The sequence below is a fragment of the Pantoea sp. QMID4 genome (assembly GCF_030270445.1).
Taxonomy (GTDB): Bacteria; Pseudomonadota; Gammaproteobacteria; order Enterobacterales; family Enterobacteriaceae; genus Pantoea; species Pantoea vagans.
Genome location: NZ_BSXL01000015.1, coordinates 13941 through 31626 on the forward strand (window position 1 = coordinate 13941; position 17686 = coordinate 31626).

Genomic DNA, 17686 nt, shown 5'->3' on the forward strand with positions numbered 1-17686 from the left:
CGGCTTGCCGCCGCCTGAAAGCGCAGGGTTTAAAGCGCTCGCAATTGTACTGGTTACGGGGCGTTCAATTTCGGTTGGACGCCCCCTGAGTCTCACTCCGACGGGAGCTAATCCGTGAAAGACTTACTTAAGTTTCTGAAAGCGCAAACTAAGACCGAAGAGTTTGATGCGATCAAAATTGCGCTGGCTTCGCCAGACATGATCCGTTCCTGGTCTTTTGGTGAAGTGAAAAAGCCAGAAACCATTAACTACCGTACGTTTAAGCCAGAGCGCGATGGTCTGTTCTGTGCCCGTATCTTCGGGCCGGTAAAAGACTATGAGTGCCTGTGCGGCAAGTATAAGCGCCTCAAACACCGTGGTGTGATTTGTGAGAAGTGCGGCGTTGAAGTGACCCAGACTAAAGTACGCCGTGAGCGTATGGGCCACATCGAACTGGCGTCGCCGACTGCGCACATCTGGTTCCTGAAGTCACTGCCATCGCGTATCGGCTTACTGCTGGATATGCCACTGCGTGACATCGAGCGCGTGCTCTACTTTGAATCTTACGTGGTAATCGAAGGTGGCATGACCAACCTCGAGAAGCGTCAGATCCTGACTGAAGAGCAGTACCTTGACGCTCTGGAAGAGTTCGGTGACGAGTTCGACGCCAAAATGGGCGCCGAAGCGATCCAGGCCCTGTTGAAAAACATGGATCTGGAGCAGGAGTGCGAGCAGCTGCGTGAAGAGCTGAACGAAACTAACTCTGAAACCAAACGTAAAAAACTGACCAAGCGCATCAAGCTGCTGGAAGCGTTCGTCCAGTCTGGCAACAAGCCAGAGTGGATGATCCTGACCGTGCTGCCTGTTCTGCCACCGGATCTGCGTCCGCTGGTACCGCTGGATGGTGGTCGTTTCGCTACGTCGGATCTGAACGATCTGTATCGTCGCGTGATCAACCGTAACAACCGTCTGAAGCGCCTGCTGGATCTGGCTGCGCCAGACATCATCGTGCGCAACGAAAAGCGTATGTTGCAGGAAGCGGTCGATGCACTGCTGGACAACGGTCGTCGCGGTCGTGCGATCACCGGTTCTAACAAGCGTCCGCTGAAATCGCTGGCTGACATGATCAAAGGTAAGCAGGGTCGTTTCCGTCAGAACCTGCTGGGTAAACGTGTCGACTATTCTGGTCGTTCGGTTATCACCGTTGGTCCATACCTGCGTCTGCATCAGTGCGGTCTGCCGAAGAAAATGGCACTCGAACTGTTCAAACCGTTCATTTACGGCAAGCTGGAACTGCGTGGCCTGGCCACCACCATCAAAGCCGCGAAGAAAATGGTTGAACGCGAAGAAGCGGTTGTCTGGGATATCCTCGACGAAGTGATCCGTGAGCACCCGGTTCTGCTGAACCGTGCACCTACGCTGCACCGTCTGGGTATTCAGGCCTTTGAACCGGTTCTGATCGAAGGTAAAGCGATCCAGCTGCACCCGCTGGTTTGTGCGGCTTATAACGCCGACTTCGATGGTGACCAGATGGCTGTTCACGTACCGCTGACGCTGGAAGCCCAGCTGGAAGCGCGTGCGCTGATGATGTCGACCAACAACATCCTGTCACCTGCGAACGGCGAGCCAATCATCGTTCCATCTCAGGACGTTGTACTGGGTCTGTATTACATGACCCGTGACTGTGTTAACGCCAAAGGCGAAGGCATGGTGCTGACTGGCCCGAAAGAAGCTGAGCGTATTTATCGCGCCGGCCTCGCCTCTCTGCATGCTCGCGTTAAGGTGCGTATCACCGAACACGAGAAGAATGAGCAGGATGAGTGGGTTGCTAAAACCAGCATCATCGATACCACGATTGGCCGTGCCATCCTGTGGATGATCGTGCCAAAAGGTCTGCCTTTCTCCATCGTTAACCAGGCGCTGGGCAAAAAAGCTATCTCCAAAATGCTGAACACCTGTTACCGCATTCTGGGCCTGAAGCCGACCGTTATCTTTGCTGACCAGACCATGTACACCGGTTTCGCTTACGCCGCCCGTTCAGGCGCGTCAGTCGGCATCGACGACATGGTTATTCCAGAGAAGAAAGTGGAAATCATCACCGAAGCGGAAGCGGAAGTGGCTGAGATCCAGGAGCAGTTCCAGTCTGGTCTGGTAACCGCAGGCGAACGTTATAACAAAGTCATCGATATCTGGGCCGCAGCCAACGAACGTGTTGCCAAGGCGATGATGGAAAACCTCTCTACCGAAGTCGTCATTAACCGTGACGGCGAAGAAGAGCGCCAGGTTTCCTTTAACAGCATCTTTATGATGGCTGACTCCGGTGCGCGTGGTTCTGCTGCACAGATTCGTCAGCTGGCCGGTATGCGTGGTCTGATGGCGAAGCCAGATGGCTCCATCATCGAAACACCAATCACGGCGAACTTCCGTGAAGGGTTGAACGTACTCCAGTACTTCATCTCAACCCACGGTGCACGTAAAGGTCTTGCGGATACCGCACTGAAAACAGCGAACTCCGGTTATCTGACGCGTCGTCTGGTTGACGTTGCTCAGGATCTGGTGGTTACCGAAGATGACTGTGGTACACACGAAGGCATCATGATGACGCCTGTCATCGAAGGTGGCGACGTTAAAGAGCCACTGCGTGAACGTGTACTGGGTCGTGTGACTGCTGAAGACGTTCTGAAGCCGGGTACGGCTGATATTCTGGTCCCACGCAACACGCTGCTCGATGAGCACTGGTGTGACGTGCTGGAACTGAACTCAGTCGACAGCCTGAAAGTCCGCTCGGTAGTAGGTTGTGAAACCGACTTTGGTGTGTGTGCGCATTGCTACGGTCGCGACCTGGCACGTGGTCACATCATCAATAAAGGTGAAGCGATCGGTGTTATCGCGGCACAGTCCATCGGTGAGCCAGGTACACAGCTGACGATGCGTACGTTCCACATCGGTGGTGCGGCATCACGTGCGGCTGCTGAATCCAGCATTCAGGTGAAGAACAAAGGTACCATCAAGCTGACCAACGCCAAGTCGGTAACGAACTCGGCAGGCAAGCTGGTGATCACCTCGCGTAACGTTGAACTGAAAATGATCGACGAATTTGGTCGTACCAAAGAGAGCTATAAAGTTCCTTACGGTTCTACCATGGCGAAAGGTGATGGTGAGCAGGTTGCAGCGGGCGAAACCGTCGCAAACTGGGATCCGCATACCATGCCAGTCATCACCGAAGTGGGCGGTTTCATTCGCTTCACGGATATGGTTGATGGCCAGACGATTACCCGTCAGACAGATGACTTGACCGGTCTTTCTTCGCTGGTGGTGCTGGACAGTGCTGAACGTACGTCAGGCGGTAAAGATCTGCGTCCTGCGCTGAAAATTGTTGATGCCAACGGCAACGACGTCTTGATCCCGGGCACCGACATGCCGGCTCAGTACTTCCTGCCAGGTAAAGCGATTGTTCAGCTGGAAGATGGCGTTAAGATCAGTGCCGGTGATACGTTAGCGCGTGTTCCGCAGGAATCTGGCGGTACCAAGGATATTACCGGTGGTCTGCCACGTGTTGCTGACCTGTTCGAAGCGCGTCGTCCGAAAGAGCCCGCTATTCTGGCGGAGATCAGCGGCATCATCTCCTTCGGTAAAGAGACTAAAGGTAAGCGTCGTCTGGTCATTACTCCGCTGGATGGCAGTGAGCCATATGAAGAGATGATCCCGAAATGGCGTCAGCTGAACGTGTTCGAAGGTGAACGTGTTGAGCGCGGTGACGTGGTTTCCGATGGCCCAGAGTCTCCACATGACATCCTGCGCTTGCGTGGCGTGCATGCGGTGACCCGTTACATCACTAACGAAGTGCAGGAAGTTTACCGCCTGCAGGGCGTTAAGATTAACGATAAGCACATCGAAGTCATCGTTCGTCAGATGCTGCGTAAAGCAACCATCGTGAGCGCAGGAAGTGCAGACTTCCTGGAAGGTGAGCAGGCTGAATTCTCTCGCATCAAGATCTCTAACCGTGATCTGGAAGCGAACGGAAAAGTTGGCGCAACCTTCGTACGTGACCTGCTGGGTATTACCAAAGCGTCACTGGCTACCGAATCGTTCATCTCTGCCGCATCGTTCCAGGAGACCACACGTGTCCTGACCGAAGCCGCAGTAGCAGGCAAGCGTGACGAACTGCGCGGCCTGAAAGAGAACGTGATCGTGGGTCGTCTGATCCCGGCCGGTACCGGTTATGCGTACCATCAGGATCGTATGCGCCGCAAAGCGGCAGGTGAAGTTCCGGTTGCACCGCAGGTGACTGCGGATGAAGCCTCAGCCAGCCTGGCTGAACTGTTGAACGCCGGTCTCGGCGGTAACAAAGACGATTAATCGTCCTTTGCCTGACAAAAACCCTGCCTCGGCAGGGTTTTTTTTTTGTCTCAGATTCAGCCATTCCAGTCACTGCGGCTGATACCAATATCTTTCAGCTGACTGTCGCTTAACTTCGACAGGATGAGGCGCGTCTCACGCCGCAGCTGCCAGCATTTGTAACTGCGCCACAGATAACGAACCAGGTGGTAAGGCGTGCCTGCAAACGGTTTAGCTGCGCAATTCTCGTCATATCCCATGATGGTGCCCTCAGTTAAGTGTCTGAGGACCATTTTCAGTGGATCGCTTTGTATGATACAGATGCAAAAATCACTTTTATTTAACATACAGATTGCCGTCATGACGATCTGAATGGTAAAAAAGAGACGGAACTGTACTGGTTACTGCTCAGCTTCTGAGCCTGTGGAGATACAATGACCCGCTATGAACATCTGGCTACGCTGCTGGCTCAGCGCATTGAACAGGGCTTATATCGCAGCGGTGAGCGCCTGCCTTCAGTACGCAGTCTGAGTACCGAGCATGGCGTCAGTATCAGTACCGTGCAGCAGGCTTATCATCTGCTGGAAGAGAAGCAGATGATTACGCCGCAGTCGCGCTCCGGCTATTTTGTGGCGTCACGCAAAGCAACGCCGCCGATCCCTGCGCTGACCCGTCCCGCACAGCGGCCGGTTGAGGTGACACAGTGGGATGCGGTGCTGGAACTGATTAACAGCCGTCTGGAAGATGATGTGTTGCAGCTCGGCAGCGGTATGCCCGATTTGACCCAGCCGACGCTTAAGCCACTGTGGAAAGCGTTCAGCCGCCAGGCGCAGAAGCAGGAGATGGCGCTGCTGAATTATGACAACCTCTATGGTGTCCTCGCTTTGCGGCAACAGGTTGCACGGCTGGCGATAGACAGCGGCTGCCAGCTCACCGCCGATGATATTGTCATTACGACCGGCTGCCATGAAGCGTTATCGGTCGCCGTACGCGCGGTCGGTGAGCCGGGCGATATCATTGCTGTTGAATCACCGTCGTTTCACGGCATTATGCAAACCCTGCGCGGCTTTGGCATTCGTGCCATCGAAATTCCGACCGATGCAGTCACCGGCATCAGTCTCGAAGCGCTGGAGCTGGCCTTTGATCAATGGCCGATCAAAGCCGTCGTTGTCGTGCCAAACTGCAATAATCCGCTGGGATTTATCATGCCTGAGCCGCGTAAGCGGGCTTTACTGGCGCTGGCGCAGCAGTTTGACGCAGCAGTGATTGAAGATGATGTCTATGGAGAGTTAGCCTGGGAATATCCGCGTCCACCCACCATTAAAGCGCTGGATCTCGATGGCCGGGTGCTGCTGTGCAGCTCCTTTTCGAAAACGCTGGCGCCAGGTTTGCGTGTTGGCTGGGTTGCACCAGGCCGCTATCGCGATCGCGTGCTGCATATGAAATATATCGTCACCGGCTCCACCGCCACACAGCCTCAGCATGCGGTTTCCGAGTTTATCCGTCAGGGCCATTATCAGCCTCATTTGCGCCGGATGCGGCAACTCTACCATCGCAACTATGAAACCTTTAGCTGCTGGGTACGCCACTATTTTCCCTGCGGCATCTGCGTTTCCCGTCCTCAGGGCGGTTTTCTGATGTGGATAGAACTTCCCGAAGCGTTTGATGCGGTCCGGCTTAACCGCGAACTGCGCGAGTCAAAAATTCAGATTGCTGTAGGCTCACTGTTTTCAGCGTCGGGGAAATACCGTAACTGTCTGCGCTTAAACTACGGGCTGCCGCTCAACGATCAGACGGAACAGGCGCTGGCGCTGGTGGGTGCGGCCGTCGAGCGCGCCATGCTCTCGTGCCAGCATGAGACCCTGGCTTCAGCCTCTACGCTCACGTAACGAAGAGAAGAAGCAGGGCCGGCAAGAGGAGGGAACCGGCCCTGGTCAGATAACCTTAACCTGACGGATGCCACGTTAAGGTTTTGGATCACAGTACGCCAGCGGCAACATGCATCTTTGCGCGGCACTTTCCCGTAATAACGCTGGCGTTACTGATTTTGCAGCCAACATGCGCGGCAGGTTCCATAAATGCCTAATCGCCTGGTCCTGCCAGCGCCAGAAGCGTGCGCGTTGCGGCACGCCAGTCATCTGCCTGAGTAATCGCACTTACCACCGCAATGCTGCCGACGCCGGTGGCCAGCACCTCAGGTGCGCGCGCAAGCGAGATACCGCCAATCGCCACGGTGGGAATATGCGACAGACGTGTCAGGTGCCGCTTCAGCTGTGCAATGCCCTGCGGTGCAGAAGGCATCTCTTTGGTCTGCGTCGGGAAAATATGCCCAAGTGCGATGTAAGAGGGCTGGATCGCCAGAGCGCGATCCAGTTCCGCATCGTCGTGGGTAGAGAGTCCCAGTCGTAACCCGGCCTGATGAATGCGGGCAAGATCGGCGACATCCAGATCCTCCTGACCCAGATGTACGCCATAAGCCTGATGCTTAATCGCCAGCTGCCAGTAGTCATTGATAAACAGACGCGCGTCATAGCGTTTGCCCAACGCAATTGCCTGGGCAATGGCGGGTTCGGCGACCTCATCAGGCTGATCTTTGATGCGCAACTGCAGCGTGCGAACGCCCATCTCCAGCAGGCGTTCAATCCACTCGGGGCTATCAACCACCGGATAAAGCCCCAGGCGCGGGGCGGTAGCGGGAAATGCGGGCATCGTTACTCCTCCTTAATGGCATCGGCAGGGTGATAGAGCTCACCGCCGCGGACGCGGAAACGATCTGACATCTGCGCCATGCCAACTTCAACCGGCTCGGCACGGGCATCCTGGCGTGCCGCAAACTCGCGCACCTCCTGGGAAATTTTCATTGAGCAGAATTTGGGGCCGCACATTGAGCAGAAATGGGCCACCTTGCCCGACTCCTGCGGCAGGGTTTCATCATGCATCGCCCTTGCCGTATGGGGATCCAGCGCCAGGTTAAACTGATCTTCCCAGCGGAATTCAAAGCGCGCTTTGGACATGGCGTTATCACGGATCTGCGCACCGGGGTGGCCTTTCGCCAGATCGGCAGCGTGCGCCGCGATTTTGTAGGTGATCAATCCCTGCTTCACATCCTCTTTGTTCGGCAGACCCAGATGCTCTTTGGGCGTGACGTAGCACAGCATGGCGCAACCAAACCAGCCAATCATGGCGGCACCGATACCCGAGGTGAAGTGGTCGTAGCCGGGCGCAATATCAGTGGTCAGTGGGCCAAGCGTGTAGAAGGGGGCTTCATCGCACAGGTCGAGCTGTTCGGTCATATTGCGGCGGATCATATGCATCGGGACGTGACCCGGACCTTCAATCATCACCTGAACGTCATATTCCCAGGCAATACGCGTCAGTTCACCCAAGGTTCGCAGTTCGGCAAACTGCGCCTCATCGTTGGCATCCTGAATCGAACCCGGACGCAGACCATCGCCCAGCGACAGGGAGACATCGTAAGCGGCGCAGATTTCACAAATCTCGCGGAAGTGCTGATACAGGAAACTCTCCTGATGATGCGACAGGCACCATTTGGCCATAATCGATCCACCCCTCGATACAATTCCGGTGAGACGTTTAGCCGTCATCGGAACATAACGCAGCAGCACGCCCGCGTGGATAGTGAAGTAATCGACGCCCTGTTCCGCCTGCTCCAGCAGCGTATCGCGGAATATTTCCCAGTTCAGCGCCTCAGCCACGCCATTTACTTTTTCCAGCGCCTGATAAATCGGCACGGTACCGATGGGCACCGGGCTGTTTCGCAAAATCCATTCTCGCGTTTCATGAATATAACGGCCTGTTGAGAGATCCATCACCGTATCGGCACCCCAGCGGGTCGACCAGACCAGCTTTTCCACTTCTTCCTCGATAGAAGAGGTGACTGCCGAGTTACCGATATTGGCGTTGACCTTAACCAGGAAGTTGCGGCCAATGATCATCGGCTCCGACTCCGGGTGATTGATATTGGCAGGGATGATGGCGCGTCCGGCAGCCACCTCCTGACGGACAAACTCGGGGGTGATATCGGCGGGCAGATGCGCGCCAAAACTGTGCCCCGGATGCTGTTGCAGCAGCACCTCACTGCGGATTCGCTCACGGCCCATGTTTTCCCGCAGGGCGATGAACTCCATCTCCGGGGTAATCCTGCCCTGACGGGCATAGTGCAGTTGTGTGACACGGCGGCCTGCACGGGCGCGGCGCGGTGTCGGAAGGTGATCGAAGCGCAGATGATCCAGCCCCTCGTCAGCCAGCCGCTGCTGGGTATAGCCCGAGCTGTTCTGTTCGAGAAGTTCACTGTCGTCGCGCTCAGCAATCCAGCGAGCGCGCAGCTTTTCCAGACCACGATGCACATCGATCTGCGCTGCGGGATCGCCATAAGCACCCGCCGTGTCATAGACCGGCACCGCTTCATTTTGCTCATAGAGAGGCTGTTCTTTGCTGCCGCCGATGTGGGTCGGGCTTAGGGTGATTTCACGCATCGGCACGCGAATATCTTCCCGACTGCCGGTAATCCAGATGCGACGGGACTGCGGAAAAGCACTGCCGCTTTGCAGGGAATCGATAAATTCCTGCGCCTGGGCACGCTGTTCACGACGGGTCATTTTTGGGTCAGACATAGCAATCTTCCTGTTAAGGGGGAACGATGCTTGTCCGGAGTTCGGAAGGAGTAACCGTATAGACAGCACAGGCATGCTGGCATACAGAGAATTTTTACTCTTGTTCCCTACGCAGGTTCTAACCTGGTCAGGTTCCGCGGATCCCGAATTAACGGTCTCAGCCCAACTGGGCACTCCGACAAGAAGCAGTTTTTACGCGGGTGTCTGATAACAGACTCGGGCGTAAAAACCTTACATTTCAAAGGTAAAATAAAAAAGGTTCTTTGGAGAGTACTCCTCAGAACCTGTTCAGCATAAAAGGGCTACGGGATAATCTCAAGTCCTATGCCCTTGTTAACCATCAAGCCGGACGCGCGATATGGCTGTCATTCGCCACTGGCGGCGTAGCAAGCTGGTTATCCCAGGCCAGCTGGATCAGCTTATCTTCCAGCGTAAAGCGTGATTCCAGCACTTCGCCCACTTCAGAGAGTGCCTGCTGGAAGGTCATGCAGTTTTCATCGTCAATCGCCTGCTGCAGATGACCGTCATACAGTTGCATCAGACGCTCAGTATTCGCTTCCAGCGGAGGGTAGATCTGCGCGGCAGCGACCATCGGGCTGTCGCCACTCATTTCACTGATTACGCGCTCATAGATACTGAAGTGACCGGCAGAAAGATAGTCGACCAGGCCGTGACAGAAGTTGTCGAGCGCCTGCTCGTCAAGACGCGTCAGCGCCTCTTTTTTAGGTTTAAGACCGACCAGGTGATAATAGGTCACCAGTAGCTGGCGGCGTGCTTCAAGCCACGAATCGACCAGTTCATTACTGCCACCTACACGTTCAGCCAGGACGTCTAACTGGTTAAGCATATCTAACTCCATGTGAGTTATAGTTGTTTATCTACACACTTAACATCAGGGCTTCAGCGTGCGGGTTGACGCTAAGGATGACGAAATAAATGCAATGCGAAATCTCAAGCGTAGACGCTGGATGGTGGATTGTCAGCCATGAACAGAAACTTTGGTTGCCACAGGGTGATTTACCCCACGGAAACGCCGAAAAATTTGGTTTGACCGGCAGCAAGGCCCGGACCATTGGTGAGTGGCAGGGCGAAAAAGTCTGGCTTATTTGTGAGCCGCGTTCTTCCGATATGTTCTCCGTGCGACAGCTGATCGATCAGGATGTGGAGCTGTTTCAGCTGGTGGGTCGCGGTGTACAGCTGGCGGAGTTCTACCGTTCTCATCGCTGGTGCGGCTATTGCGGCCATGAGATGCACCACAGCAAACATGAATTTGCCTGTCTCTGCAGCCATTGCCGTGAGCGTTACTATCCGCAGATCGCGCCCTGCATCATTGTGGCTATCCGTCGTGGCGATGAAATCCTGCTGGCGAATCATGCCCGCCATCGCAACAAGGTCTACACCGTGCTGGCCGGTTTTGTGGAGGTCGGCGAGACGCTGGAGCAGGCCGTTGCCCGGGAAGTGATGGAAGAGAGCAATATCCGTGTCAAAAACGTCCGTTATGTGGCCTCCCAGCCGTGGCCCTTCCCGCAATCGCTGATGACCGCCTTTATGGCGGAGTATGACAGCGGCGATCTGCAACACGACGGCAAAGAGCTGCTGGATGCCGCCTGGTTCCGTTTTGATGCGCTGCCTTTGCTGCCACCGCCCGGCACCGTGGCACGCCGCCTGATTGAAGATACCGTCGCCCTGTGCCGCGCCGAAGCGTGAAAGTGCTACACTACACGCCTGTTATTGAGAGAGTGTTGAGATGAGTGAACTGAAGAACGATCGTTATTTGCGTGCCCTGTTACGTCAGCCAGTTGATGTCACGCCGGTATGGATGATGCGACAAGCCGGGCGCTATTTGCCGGAGTACAAAGCGACACGCGCCCAGGCGGGTGACTTTATGTCGCTGTGTAAAAACGCCGAGCTGGCCTGTGAAGTGACCCTGCAGCCGCTACGCCGTTATCCGCTGGATGCCGCCATCCTCTTCAGTGACATCCTGACCATTCCGGATGCGATGGGACTGGGTCTCTACTTTGAAACCGGCGAAGGCCCGCGTTTCTCTAACCCTGTGACCTGCCGCGCTGACGTTGAGCGTTTGCCGGTGCCCGATCCTGAAATGGAGCTGGGCTATGTGATGAATGCGGTTCGCACCATCCGTAAAAACCTGAATGGCGATCTGCCGCTGATTGGCTTCTCCGGCAGTCCGTGGACGCTGGCCACCTACATGGTGGAAGGCGGCAGCAGCAAGGCGTTTACCAAAATTAAGAAGATGATGTATGCCGATCCGGCGACGCTGCACGCGATGCTGGATAAGCTGGCAGACAGCGTCATTCTCTATCTCAACGCTCAGATCCGCGCCGGCGCGCAGTCCGTCATGGTCTTTGATACCTGGGGCGGCGTGCTGACCGGTCGTGACTATCGCGAATTCTCCCTGCACTACATGCACAAGATTGTCGATGGCCTGCTGCGTGAAAACGACGGCCGCCGCGTGCCGGTGACGCTCTTTACCAAAGGCGGCGGACAGTGGCTGGAAGCGATGGCTGCCACGGGTTGTGATGCGCTGGGTCTTGACTGGACCACCGATATTGATGATGCACGCCGTCGCGTAGGCGACAAAGTTGCGCTGCAGGGCAACATGGATCCCTCAATGCTTTATGCGGCACCTGAACGTATCGAACAGGAGGTGGCCGGTATTCTGGAGCGTTTTGGCTCAGGCACCGGTCACGTCTTTAATCTGGGGCATGGCATTCATCAGGATGTTCCGCCCGAAAATGCCGGTGTCTTTGTTGACGCTGTGCATCGTTTATCACGTCCCTGGCATCAGGAGTAATCATGGACATTGCCGCACTGCGCGCTGAGCAGTTACAACGCGCCGCTGACGTGGTGCGTGAAGATGACTTTGACGTGCTGCCGCCCCGCTTTATTGGCGGGGCAGACGTTGGATTTGAGCAGGACGGCACCATCACGCGGGCGGCGATGGTGATACTGGAATATCCTTCGTTAACGCTGGTGGAGCATCGCATCGCGCGCGTTGAGACCACCATGCCCTATATTCCGGGCTTTCTCTCCTTCCGTGAATATCCGGCCCTGATGGCTGCCTGGCAGATGCTGGAGCAAAAGCCTGATCTGCTGTTTGTGGATGGACACGGTATTTCGCATCCGAGACGGCTGGGCGTCGCATCGCATTTTGGCCTGCTGGTCGATGTGCCCACGATTGGCGTTGCGAAAAGTCGTCTCTGCGGGCGTTTTGACGATCTGGATGCGCAGCCTGGCAGCCGTCAGCCGCTAATCGACAAAGGTGAGCAGATAGGCTGGGTATGGCGCAGCAAGCTGCGTTGTAATCCGCTGTTTGTCGCCACCGGTCATCGTGTCAGCCTGAATACGGCGCTGCAGTGGGTCGAAAACTGTACGCGCGGTTACCGGTTGCCGGAACCCACCCGCTGGGCCGATGCGGTTGCCTCTAACCGAACCGCTTTCCAGCGCTGGCAAAACGCGCTTTAACACTGTTTGTGCTGCGGTTTTGCAGTTACACTGCGGCCAGAGAAACGAATAAGAGCCACCTTTATGTTACAGAATCCCGTTCATCTGCGTCTGGCGAAGCTGGAAAGCTGGCAGCACCTGACTTTTATGGCCTGCCTGTGCGAACGTATGTATCCCAACTATCGCGCATTCTGCGAGCAGACTGAATTTGCCGATCCGGCACTCTATCGCCGGATTCTTGATCTGATCTGGGAAAACCTGACGGTCAAAGATGCGAAGATTAACTTCGACAGCCAGCTGGAAAAACTCGAAGCCGCCATTCCGGATGGCGATGCATTTGAGGTTTACGGCGTTTATCCGGCTATCGATGCCTGTGTGGCATTAAGCGAAGTCGTCCATGCGCAGCTGAGCGGCGAAACGCTTGAGCATGCTATTGAAGTCAGCGAGACGTCAATCACTACCGTTGCTATGCTGGAGATGACCCAGGCTGGACGCGAAATGACCGATGAAGAGCTGCGTGAAAACCCGGCTATCATCGATGAGTGGGACCTCCAGTGGGAGATTTTCCGTCTGCTGGCGGAGTGTGAAGAGCGCGACCTTGAATTGATTAAAGGTCTGCGATCTGACCTGCGTGAAGCGGGAATTAGCAACATCGGTATAAATTTCCAGCAGTAAGGCGATAAAACGTGACTTCAGGCCCGAATTAGCGCGCCTGAAGGCTTCACATTGGCCCCCTGTCTGGTCTACATTTGGGGGGCTGAAAATTGTGGCTATCGGTGCGTGCAGGCAGAAGAGTGCCAGAATATGGCTTTTCCCTCGCACTCGTTGCTTAGCAAGCGATAAATACACTTTAAGGATAACTTATGAACAAGACTCAACTGATTGATGTGATCGCAGAAAAAGCTGACCTGTCTAAAACCCAGGCAAAGGCAGCGCTGGAATCTACTCTGGCTGCGATCACTGAGTCTCTGAAAGATGGTGATGCTGTACAACTGGTTGGTTTTGGTACTTTTAAAGTGAACCACCGCGCTGAGCGTACCGGTCGTAACCCGCAGACTGGCAAAGAGATCAAAATCGCTGCAGCAAACGTACCGGCATTCGTGTCTGGTAAAGCGCTGAAAGACGCCGTTAAGTAAGACGTCGCACTGCGGTTAAGCTTTTAAACAGGGGGCGTTTCGCCCCTTTTGTTTTTAAGAGGCCAGCCATCATGACTTCGCTGTTACCGCGTTCATCTGTTCTGTTTCTCTCTCTGTTTCTTTTCGGCTGCAGCTCTGTTCCGGACATTCCTCCCTTTTCTGCCAGTGGCTATCTTGCCGATCGTGGTGTTGTGCGAATCTGGCGCAAAAATAGCGACCATCAGTCGGTTCATATCCGCACCCTCTATACGCCGTTCAGTGGCGGGGAAGGTGAAGTGACTGACTATGTCTGGCTGGAAGAGTCATTGATCAGCATTCAGCGTCAGGTGAAGGGCAAACAAACTGACGATGTAACCCTGCGCTTCGACCAGGCGGGTGGTCTCAACTTTATGCAGCGCCAGCTTGCAGGCCGGCGTGAAGCGGTCAGCCCGGATTCGATTGAACTCTATAAGTTTGATGCTCAGCGCATGCGTAACCTCAGCGATGCGCTGTTAAGCGGTCAGGTGTTTCTGAAACAGGGGCACTGGCTGGGAAATAATGTGCTGGAGAGTTGTGAAGGCCAGCAGGTCAGACCCGCTTTTGATGCTGACGATCTGCAGATACTGGCACAGCAGCAGCGTAGCGCATCGGCACCGCTGATGGTGTCATGGCTTGAAGCGCCTGAAGGGATACAGTTGTTGCGGGTCAGCCAGCAGGATGACTGCTCACAGCAGCCGACAGAAGACGATATGTGAATTGAAAAGGGGGCACCCTGTGCCCCCTTTGCTTATTTGCGATTAATAGCGCGATAGCCGATATCGCGGCGACAGAAGCTGCCCTGCCAGGAGATCGGCTTTGTCAGCTCGTAAGCCCGCTTTTGTGCCGCAGCGACATCGTCACCCAGCGCGGTGACGCACAGCACGCGGCCACCGTTCGTCAGTACCCGATCCTCTTCCAGACGTGTTCCGGCGTGGAATACCTTGCCGTCAGCCACTTCTTCCAGTGGCAGCCCATGAATCTGATCGCTCTGAGCATAATCACCCGGATAACCGCCGGCCGCCAGTACCACACCCAGCGCAGGACGGGGATCCCAGTGTGACGTTTTCTGATCCAGCTTGCCGTCGCAGGCAGCCAGGCAAAGATCGACCAGATCCGACTGCAGGCGCAGCATGATCGGCTGTGTTTCCGGATCGCCGAAGCGGCAGTTGAATTCGATCACTTTCGGCTGCCCGGTGTGATCGATCATCAGGCCGGCATAGAGAAAACCGGTGTAGACATTACCTTCAGCGGCCATGCCACGCACGGTCGGCCAGATAACCTGATCCATGATGCGCTGGTGGATCTCATCGGTGACCACTGGTGCCGGTGAGTAAGCGCCCATGCCACCGGTGTTCGGACCGGTATCGCCATCGCCGACACGTTTATGATCCTGGCTGGTGGCCATGGGCAGCACATTCTCGCCGTCCACCATCACGATGAAGCTGGCTTCTTCGCCATCCAGAAACTCTTCAATTACAATACGGTGTCCGGCATCGCCAAAGGCGTTACCGGCCAGCATATCCTGAACCGCATCTTCAGCTTCCTGCCGCGTCATCGCGACAATGACGCCTTTACCTGCGGCCAGGCCGTCGGCTTTGATAACGATGGGCGCGCCTTTCTCACGCAGATACGCAAGAGCAGGCTCAACGTCGGTAAAGTTCTGATACGCTGCGCTGGGGATCTGGTGACGCGCCAGGAAATCTTTTGTAAAGGCTTTAGAGCCTTCCAGCTGTGCCGCGGCCTGCGTCGGACCAAAGATAGCCAGCCCCGCTTCACGGAAGGCATCGACGACGCCGATCACCAGCGGCGCTTCCGGTCCGACAATCGTCAGATCGATCTTTTCACGCTTTGCAAACTCAAGCAGAGCAGGGATGTCGGTGGCTCCGATTGCGACATTCTGCAGCGCAGGCTCTAATGCCGTGCCCGCATTACCCGGCGCGACAAATACGGTTTCCGCCAGTGGTGACTGGGCCGCTTTCCAGGCCAGAGCATGTTCACGTCCGCCGTTGCCGATTACTAAAATTTTCATCTGTTACTCTCCGAATCGATTAATGGCGGAAGTGACGCATGTCGGTGAAGATCATCGCAATGCCATGCTCATCCGCAGCCGCAATCACTTCTTCATCGCGGATGGAGCCGCCTGGCTGGATAACGCAGCTCACGCCTGCCGCGGCGGCAGCATCAATACCGTCGCGGAACGGGAAGAAGGCATCTGACGCCATGGCTGAGCCTTTCACTTCCAGACCTTCATCGGCTGCTTTAATACCTGCAATTTTTGCGGAGTAAACGCGGCTCATCTGACCCGCACCAATGCCGATAGTCATGTTGTCGCGTGCATACACAATGGCATTGGACTTAACGAACTTCGCGACTTTCCAGCAGAACAGTGCATCGCGCAGTTCCTGCCCGGTTGGCTGGCGCTTGCTGACGACACGCAGCTGGCTGGCTTCCACCATGCCAAGATCGCGATCCTGGACCAGCAGGCCGCCGTTGACGCGTTTGAAATCCAGCGCGTCGGTACGGTTTTGCCACTGGCCGCAGATCAGGACACGGACATTTTGCTTCGCAGCGGTAATTTTCAGCGCGGCTTCGGAAACGGCGGGCGCGATGATCACCTCAACAAACTGTCGGCTGATAATGGCCTGCGCCGTTGCTTCATCCAGCTCGCGGTTAAAGGCAATGATGCCGCCAAACGCGGAAGTGGGGTCGGTCTGGTAAGCACGCTCGTAGGCTGCCAGCAGATCGTCACCGGTTGCGACACCACAAGGGTTGGCATGCTTAACGATGACGCACGCAGGTTCACTGAACTCTTTCACACACTCCAGTGCCGCATCTGTGTCTGCAATATTGTTATAGGAGAGCGCTTTACCCTGAACCTGCTGCGCGGTCGCTACTGAGGCTTCAGTGATATTCTCTTCTATATAGAAGGCAGCATCCTGATGGCTGTTCTCGCCGTAACGCATATCCTGCTTCTTGATGAAGTTCAGATTCAGCGTCCGTGGGAAACGGCCGGCGGGCTGGTTGCGTTCACCGTGATAGGCAGGCACCAGGGTACCGAAGTAGTTAGCGATCATGCTGTCATAGGCGGCGGTGTGTTCGAACGCTTTGATTGCCAGATCGAAACGGGTCTCAAGCGTCAGCGCGTTCTCGTGAACGTCCATTTCAGCAATGATGGCGTCGTAGTCGCCGCTGCTGACCACAATGGCGACATCTTTATGGTTCTTGGCAGCAGAGCGCACCATGGTCGGGCCACCGATATCGATGTTTTCCACCGCATCTTCCAGTGAACATCCTTCACGGGCGACCGTCTGTGCAAAGGGATAGAGGTTAACGACCACCATGTCGATTGGGCTGATGTCGTGCTGTGCCATGATGGCATCATCCTGGCCGCGACGACCTAAAATGCCGCCATGCACTTTCGGATGCAGGGTTTTGACGCGTCCATCCATCATTTCCGGGAAACCGGTGTAATCAGAGACTTCGGTGACAGCCAGGCCCGCATCCGCCAGCAGGCGAGCGGTTCCACCTGTGGAGAGCAGTTCGACACCGCGATGGGAGAGCGCCTGAGCAAATTCGAGGATACCGGCTTTGTCAGAGACACTGAGCAATGCGCGGCGTACAGGACGAGGTTGTTGCATGGTGGTTTATCCCTTGGCTTTGTTTCGCGTATATAAGAGCGTTACATCAGGTTTATCGCAGTTTTCTCTTCTATATAAGAAGAAAAGATCAAAAACCTCAGGTAACGCCCCGATAAGGGGGTCCGGAATATTGCCCGGCATTGTAGCGAAAACGTTTGCGTGATGCTCGCCTAAATTCGATTAGCCCGCTCCGTGTGGATAACATTGTGCGTAACTGCGTATAACAGCGGCTTTTGCTGTGGAATGCAGCGAACGCGCTTTTTTATGCATTTTATGGGTTGCGCCTCTGCGCGAACTCCCTATAATGCGCATCCATCAACACGGCACACCGGCAACGGGAAACGGGTTGAGAGGCACAGGAGACTGCGCCGCCGGAGAAAAACTTCTGAAATAGAGGTTGACTCTGCAGGAGGAAAGCGTAATATACGCCACCTCGCGACAGGACGCTAACGCACTGTTCGCACTGCTCTTTAACAAT

Annotated in this window: 14 protein-coding genes and 1 riboswitch; of the genes, 8 read left to right on the forward strand and 6 right to left on the reverse strand. The window is 55.4% G+C overall.

Features of this window, described 5'->3' with window-relative positions; genetic code table 11:
- Positions 1-114 precede the first annotated feature (114 nt).
- Entirely contained in the window at positions 115-4338 is a 4224-nt protein-coding gene (rpoC, locus tag QSK07_RS22405) for a DNA-directed RNA polymerase subunit beta' (RefSeq protein WP_098051823.1), read from the forward strand.
- Positions 4339-4394: 56 nt separating this feature from the next.
- On the opposite strand, the gene QSK07_RS22410 is transcribed toward rpoC, so the two are convergent.
- Complete coding sequence (locus tag QSK07_RS22410) at positions 4395-4577, reverse strand: DUF1127 domain-containing protein (RefSeq protein WP_285723255.1); 183 nt, start codon at positions 4575-4577, stop codon at positions 4395-4397.
- A gap of 174 nt (positions 4578-4751) precedes the next feature.
- On the opposite strand from QSK07_RS22410, the gene QSK07_RS22415 reads away from it, so the two are divergent.
- Positions 4752-6206, forward strand: a complete 1455-nt coding sequence (locus tag QSK07_RS22415; protein ID WP_285723256.1) for an aminotransferase-like domain-containing protein — start codon at positions 4752-4754, stop codon at positions 6204-6206.
- A gap of 193 nt (positions 6207-6399) precedes the next feature.
- Here the strand turns inward: QSK07_RS22415 and thiE are convergent, their stop codons facing one another.
- From thiE to rsd, 3 genes are all read right to left on the reverse strand, one after another.
- On the reverse strand, positions 6400-7026 hold the full coding sequence (gene thiE / locus QSK07_RS22420; RefSeq protein WP_285723257.1) for a thiamine phosphate synthase: 627 nt from the start codon (positions 7024-7026) through the stop codon (positions 6400-6402).
- 2 nt (positions 7027-7028) lie between these two features.
- The gene (gene thiC, locus QSK07_RS22425; RefSeq protein WP_285723258.1) at positions 7029-8951 is read right to left on the reverse strand and encodes a phosphomethylpyrimidine synthase ThiC; all 1923 of its coding nucleotides are present in this window, start codon (positions 8949-8951) and stop codon (positions 7029-7031) included.
- A gap of 87 nt (positions 8952-9038) precedes the next feature.
- Positions 9039-9139, reverse strand: a riboswitch (TPP riboswitch).
- Between the two features lie 152 nt (positions 9140-9291).
- Positions 9292-9798 carry a sigma D regulator gene (gene rsd / locus QSK07_RS22430; RefSeq protein WP_275223008.1) on the reverse strand — a complete coding sequence of 169 codons (507 nt, stop codon included), beginning with the start codon at positions 9796-9798 and terminating at the stop codon, positions 9292-9294.
- Between the two features lie 89 nt (positions 9799-9887).
- On the opposite strand from rsd, the gene nudC reads away from it, so the two are divergent.
- The 6 genes from nudC to QSK07_RS22460 all read left to right on the forward strand — a co-directional run bounded on the left by nudC (position 9888) and on the right by QSK07_RS22460 (position 14286).
- The gene (nudC, locus tag QSK07_RS22435; RefSeq protein WP_285723260.1) at positions 9888-10658 is read left to right on the forward strand and encodes an NAD(+) diphosphatase; all 771 of its coding nucleotides are present in this window, start codon (positions 9888-9890) and stop codon (positions 10656-10658) included.
- A 40-nt stretch (positions 10659-10698) separates the two neighbouring features.
- Positions 10699-11766: a uroporphyrinogen decarboxylase gene (gene hemE / locus QSK07_RS22440; RefSeq protein WP_013359742.1), complete on the forward strand. Its 1068-nt coding sequence runs from the start codon at positions 10699-10701 to the stop codon at positions 11764-11766.
- 2 nt (positions 11767-11768) lie between these two features.
- Positions 11769-12437 (forward strand): deoxyribonuclease V, encoded by a 669-nt coding sequence (gene nfi, locus QSK07_RS22445; protein WP_098051818.1) that lies wholly within the window; start codon positions 11769-11771, stop codon positions 12435-12437.
- A gap of 63 nt (positions 12438-12500) precedes the next feature.
- Positions 12501-13091 carry a YjaG family protein gene (locus tag QSK07_RS22450; RefSeq protein WP_013359744.1) on the forward strand — a complete coding sequence of 197 codons (591 nt, stop codon included), beginning with the start codon at positions 12501-12503 and terminating at the stop codon, positions 13089-13091.
- 188 nt (positions 13092-13279) lie between these two features.
- A complete protein-coding gene (hupA, locus tag QSK07_RS22455) occupies positions 13280-13552 on the forward strand; it encodes a nucleoid-associated protein HU-alpha (RefSeq protein ID WP_003850136.1) in 273 nt (90 codons plus the stop codon).
- A 71-nt stretch (positions 13553-13623) separates the two neighbouring features.
- Positions 13624-14286: a DUF1481 domain-containing protein gene (locus tag QSK07_RS22460; protein ID WP_285723261.1), complete on the forward strand. Its 663-nt coding sequence runs from the start codon at positions 13624-13626 to the stop codon at positions 14284-14286.
- Positions 14287-14318: 32 nt separating this feature from the next.
- Here QSK07_RS22460 and purD read toward each other — a convergent pair whose 3' ends face one another.
- Positions 14319-15599, reverse strand: a complete 1281-nt coding sequence (gene purD / locus QSK07_RS22465) for a phosphoribosylamine--glycine ligase (RefSeq protein ID WP_285723262.1) — start codon at positions 15597-15599, stop codon at positions 14319-14321.
- 19 nt (positions 15600-15618) lie between these two features.
- Complete coding sequence (gene purH / locus QSK07_RS22470) at positions 15619-17208, reverse strand: bifunctional phosphoribosylaminoimidazolecarboxamide formyltransferase/IMP cyclohydrolase (protein ID WP_285723263.1); 1590 nt, start codon at positions 17206-17208, stop codon at positions 15619-15621.
- Positions 17209-17686 lie beyond the last annotated feature (478 nt).

Excerpts from the sequence above, each read along its gene's own strand:
- purD (WP_285723262.1), bottom strand. The coding sequence starts at position 15,599 with ATGAAAATTTTAGTAATCGGCAACGGCGGACGTGAACATGCTCTGGCC.
- QSK07_RS22410 (WP_285723255.1), bottom strand. The coding sequence starts at position 4,577 with ATGGGATATGACGAGAATTGCGCAGCTAAACCGTTTGCAGGCACGCCT.
- QSK07_RS22460 (WP_285723261.1), top strand. The coding sequence starts at position 13,624 with ATGACTTCGCTGTTACCGCGTTCATCTGTTCTGTTTCTCTCTCTGTTT.
- QSK07_RS22450 (WP_013359744.1), top strand. The coding sequence starts at position 12,501 with ATGTTACAGAATCCCGTTCATCTGCGTCTGGCGAAGCTGGAAAGCTGG.
- thiC (WP_285723258.1), bottom strand. The coding sequence starts at position 8,951 with ATGTCTGACCCAAAAATGACCCGTCGTGAACAGCGTGCCCAGGCGCAG.
- hupA (WP_003850136.1), top strand. The coding sequence starts at position 13,280 with ATGAACAAGACTCAACTGATTGATGTGATCGCAGAAAAAGCTGACCTG.
- QSK07_RS22415 (WP_285723256.1), top strand. The coding sequence starts at position 4,752 with ATGACCCGCTATGAACATCTGGCTACGCTGCTGGCTCAGCGCATTGAA.
- thiE (WP_285723257.1), bottom strand. The coding sequence starts at position 7,026 with ATGCCCGCATTTCCCGCTACCGCCCCGCGCCTGGGGCTTTATCCGGTG.
- purH (WP_285723263.1), bottom strand. The coding sequence starts at position 17,208 with ATGCAACAACCTCGTCCTGTACGCCGCGCATTGCTCAGTGTCTCTGAC.
- rsd (WP_275223008.1), bottom strand. The coding sequence starts at position 9,798 with ATGCTTAACCAGTTAGACGTCCTGGCTGAACGTGTAGGTGGCAGTAAT.
- nfi (WP_098051818.1), top strand. The coding sequence starts at position 11,769 with ATGGACATTGCCGCACTGCGCGCTGAGCAGTTACAACGCGCCGCTGAC.
- nudC (WP_285723260.1), top strand. The coding sequence starts at position 9,888 with ATGCAATGCGAAATCTCAAGCGTAGACGCTGGATGGTGGATTGTCAGC.
- hemE (WP_013359742.1), top strand. The coding sequence starts at position 10,699 with ATGAGTGAACTGAAGAACGATCGTTATTTGCGTGCCCTGTTACGTCAG.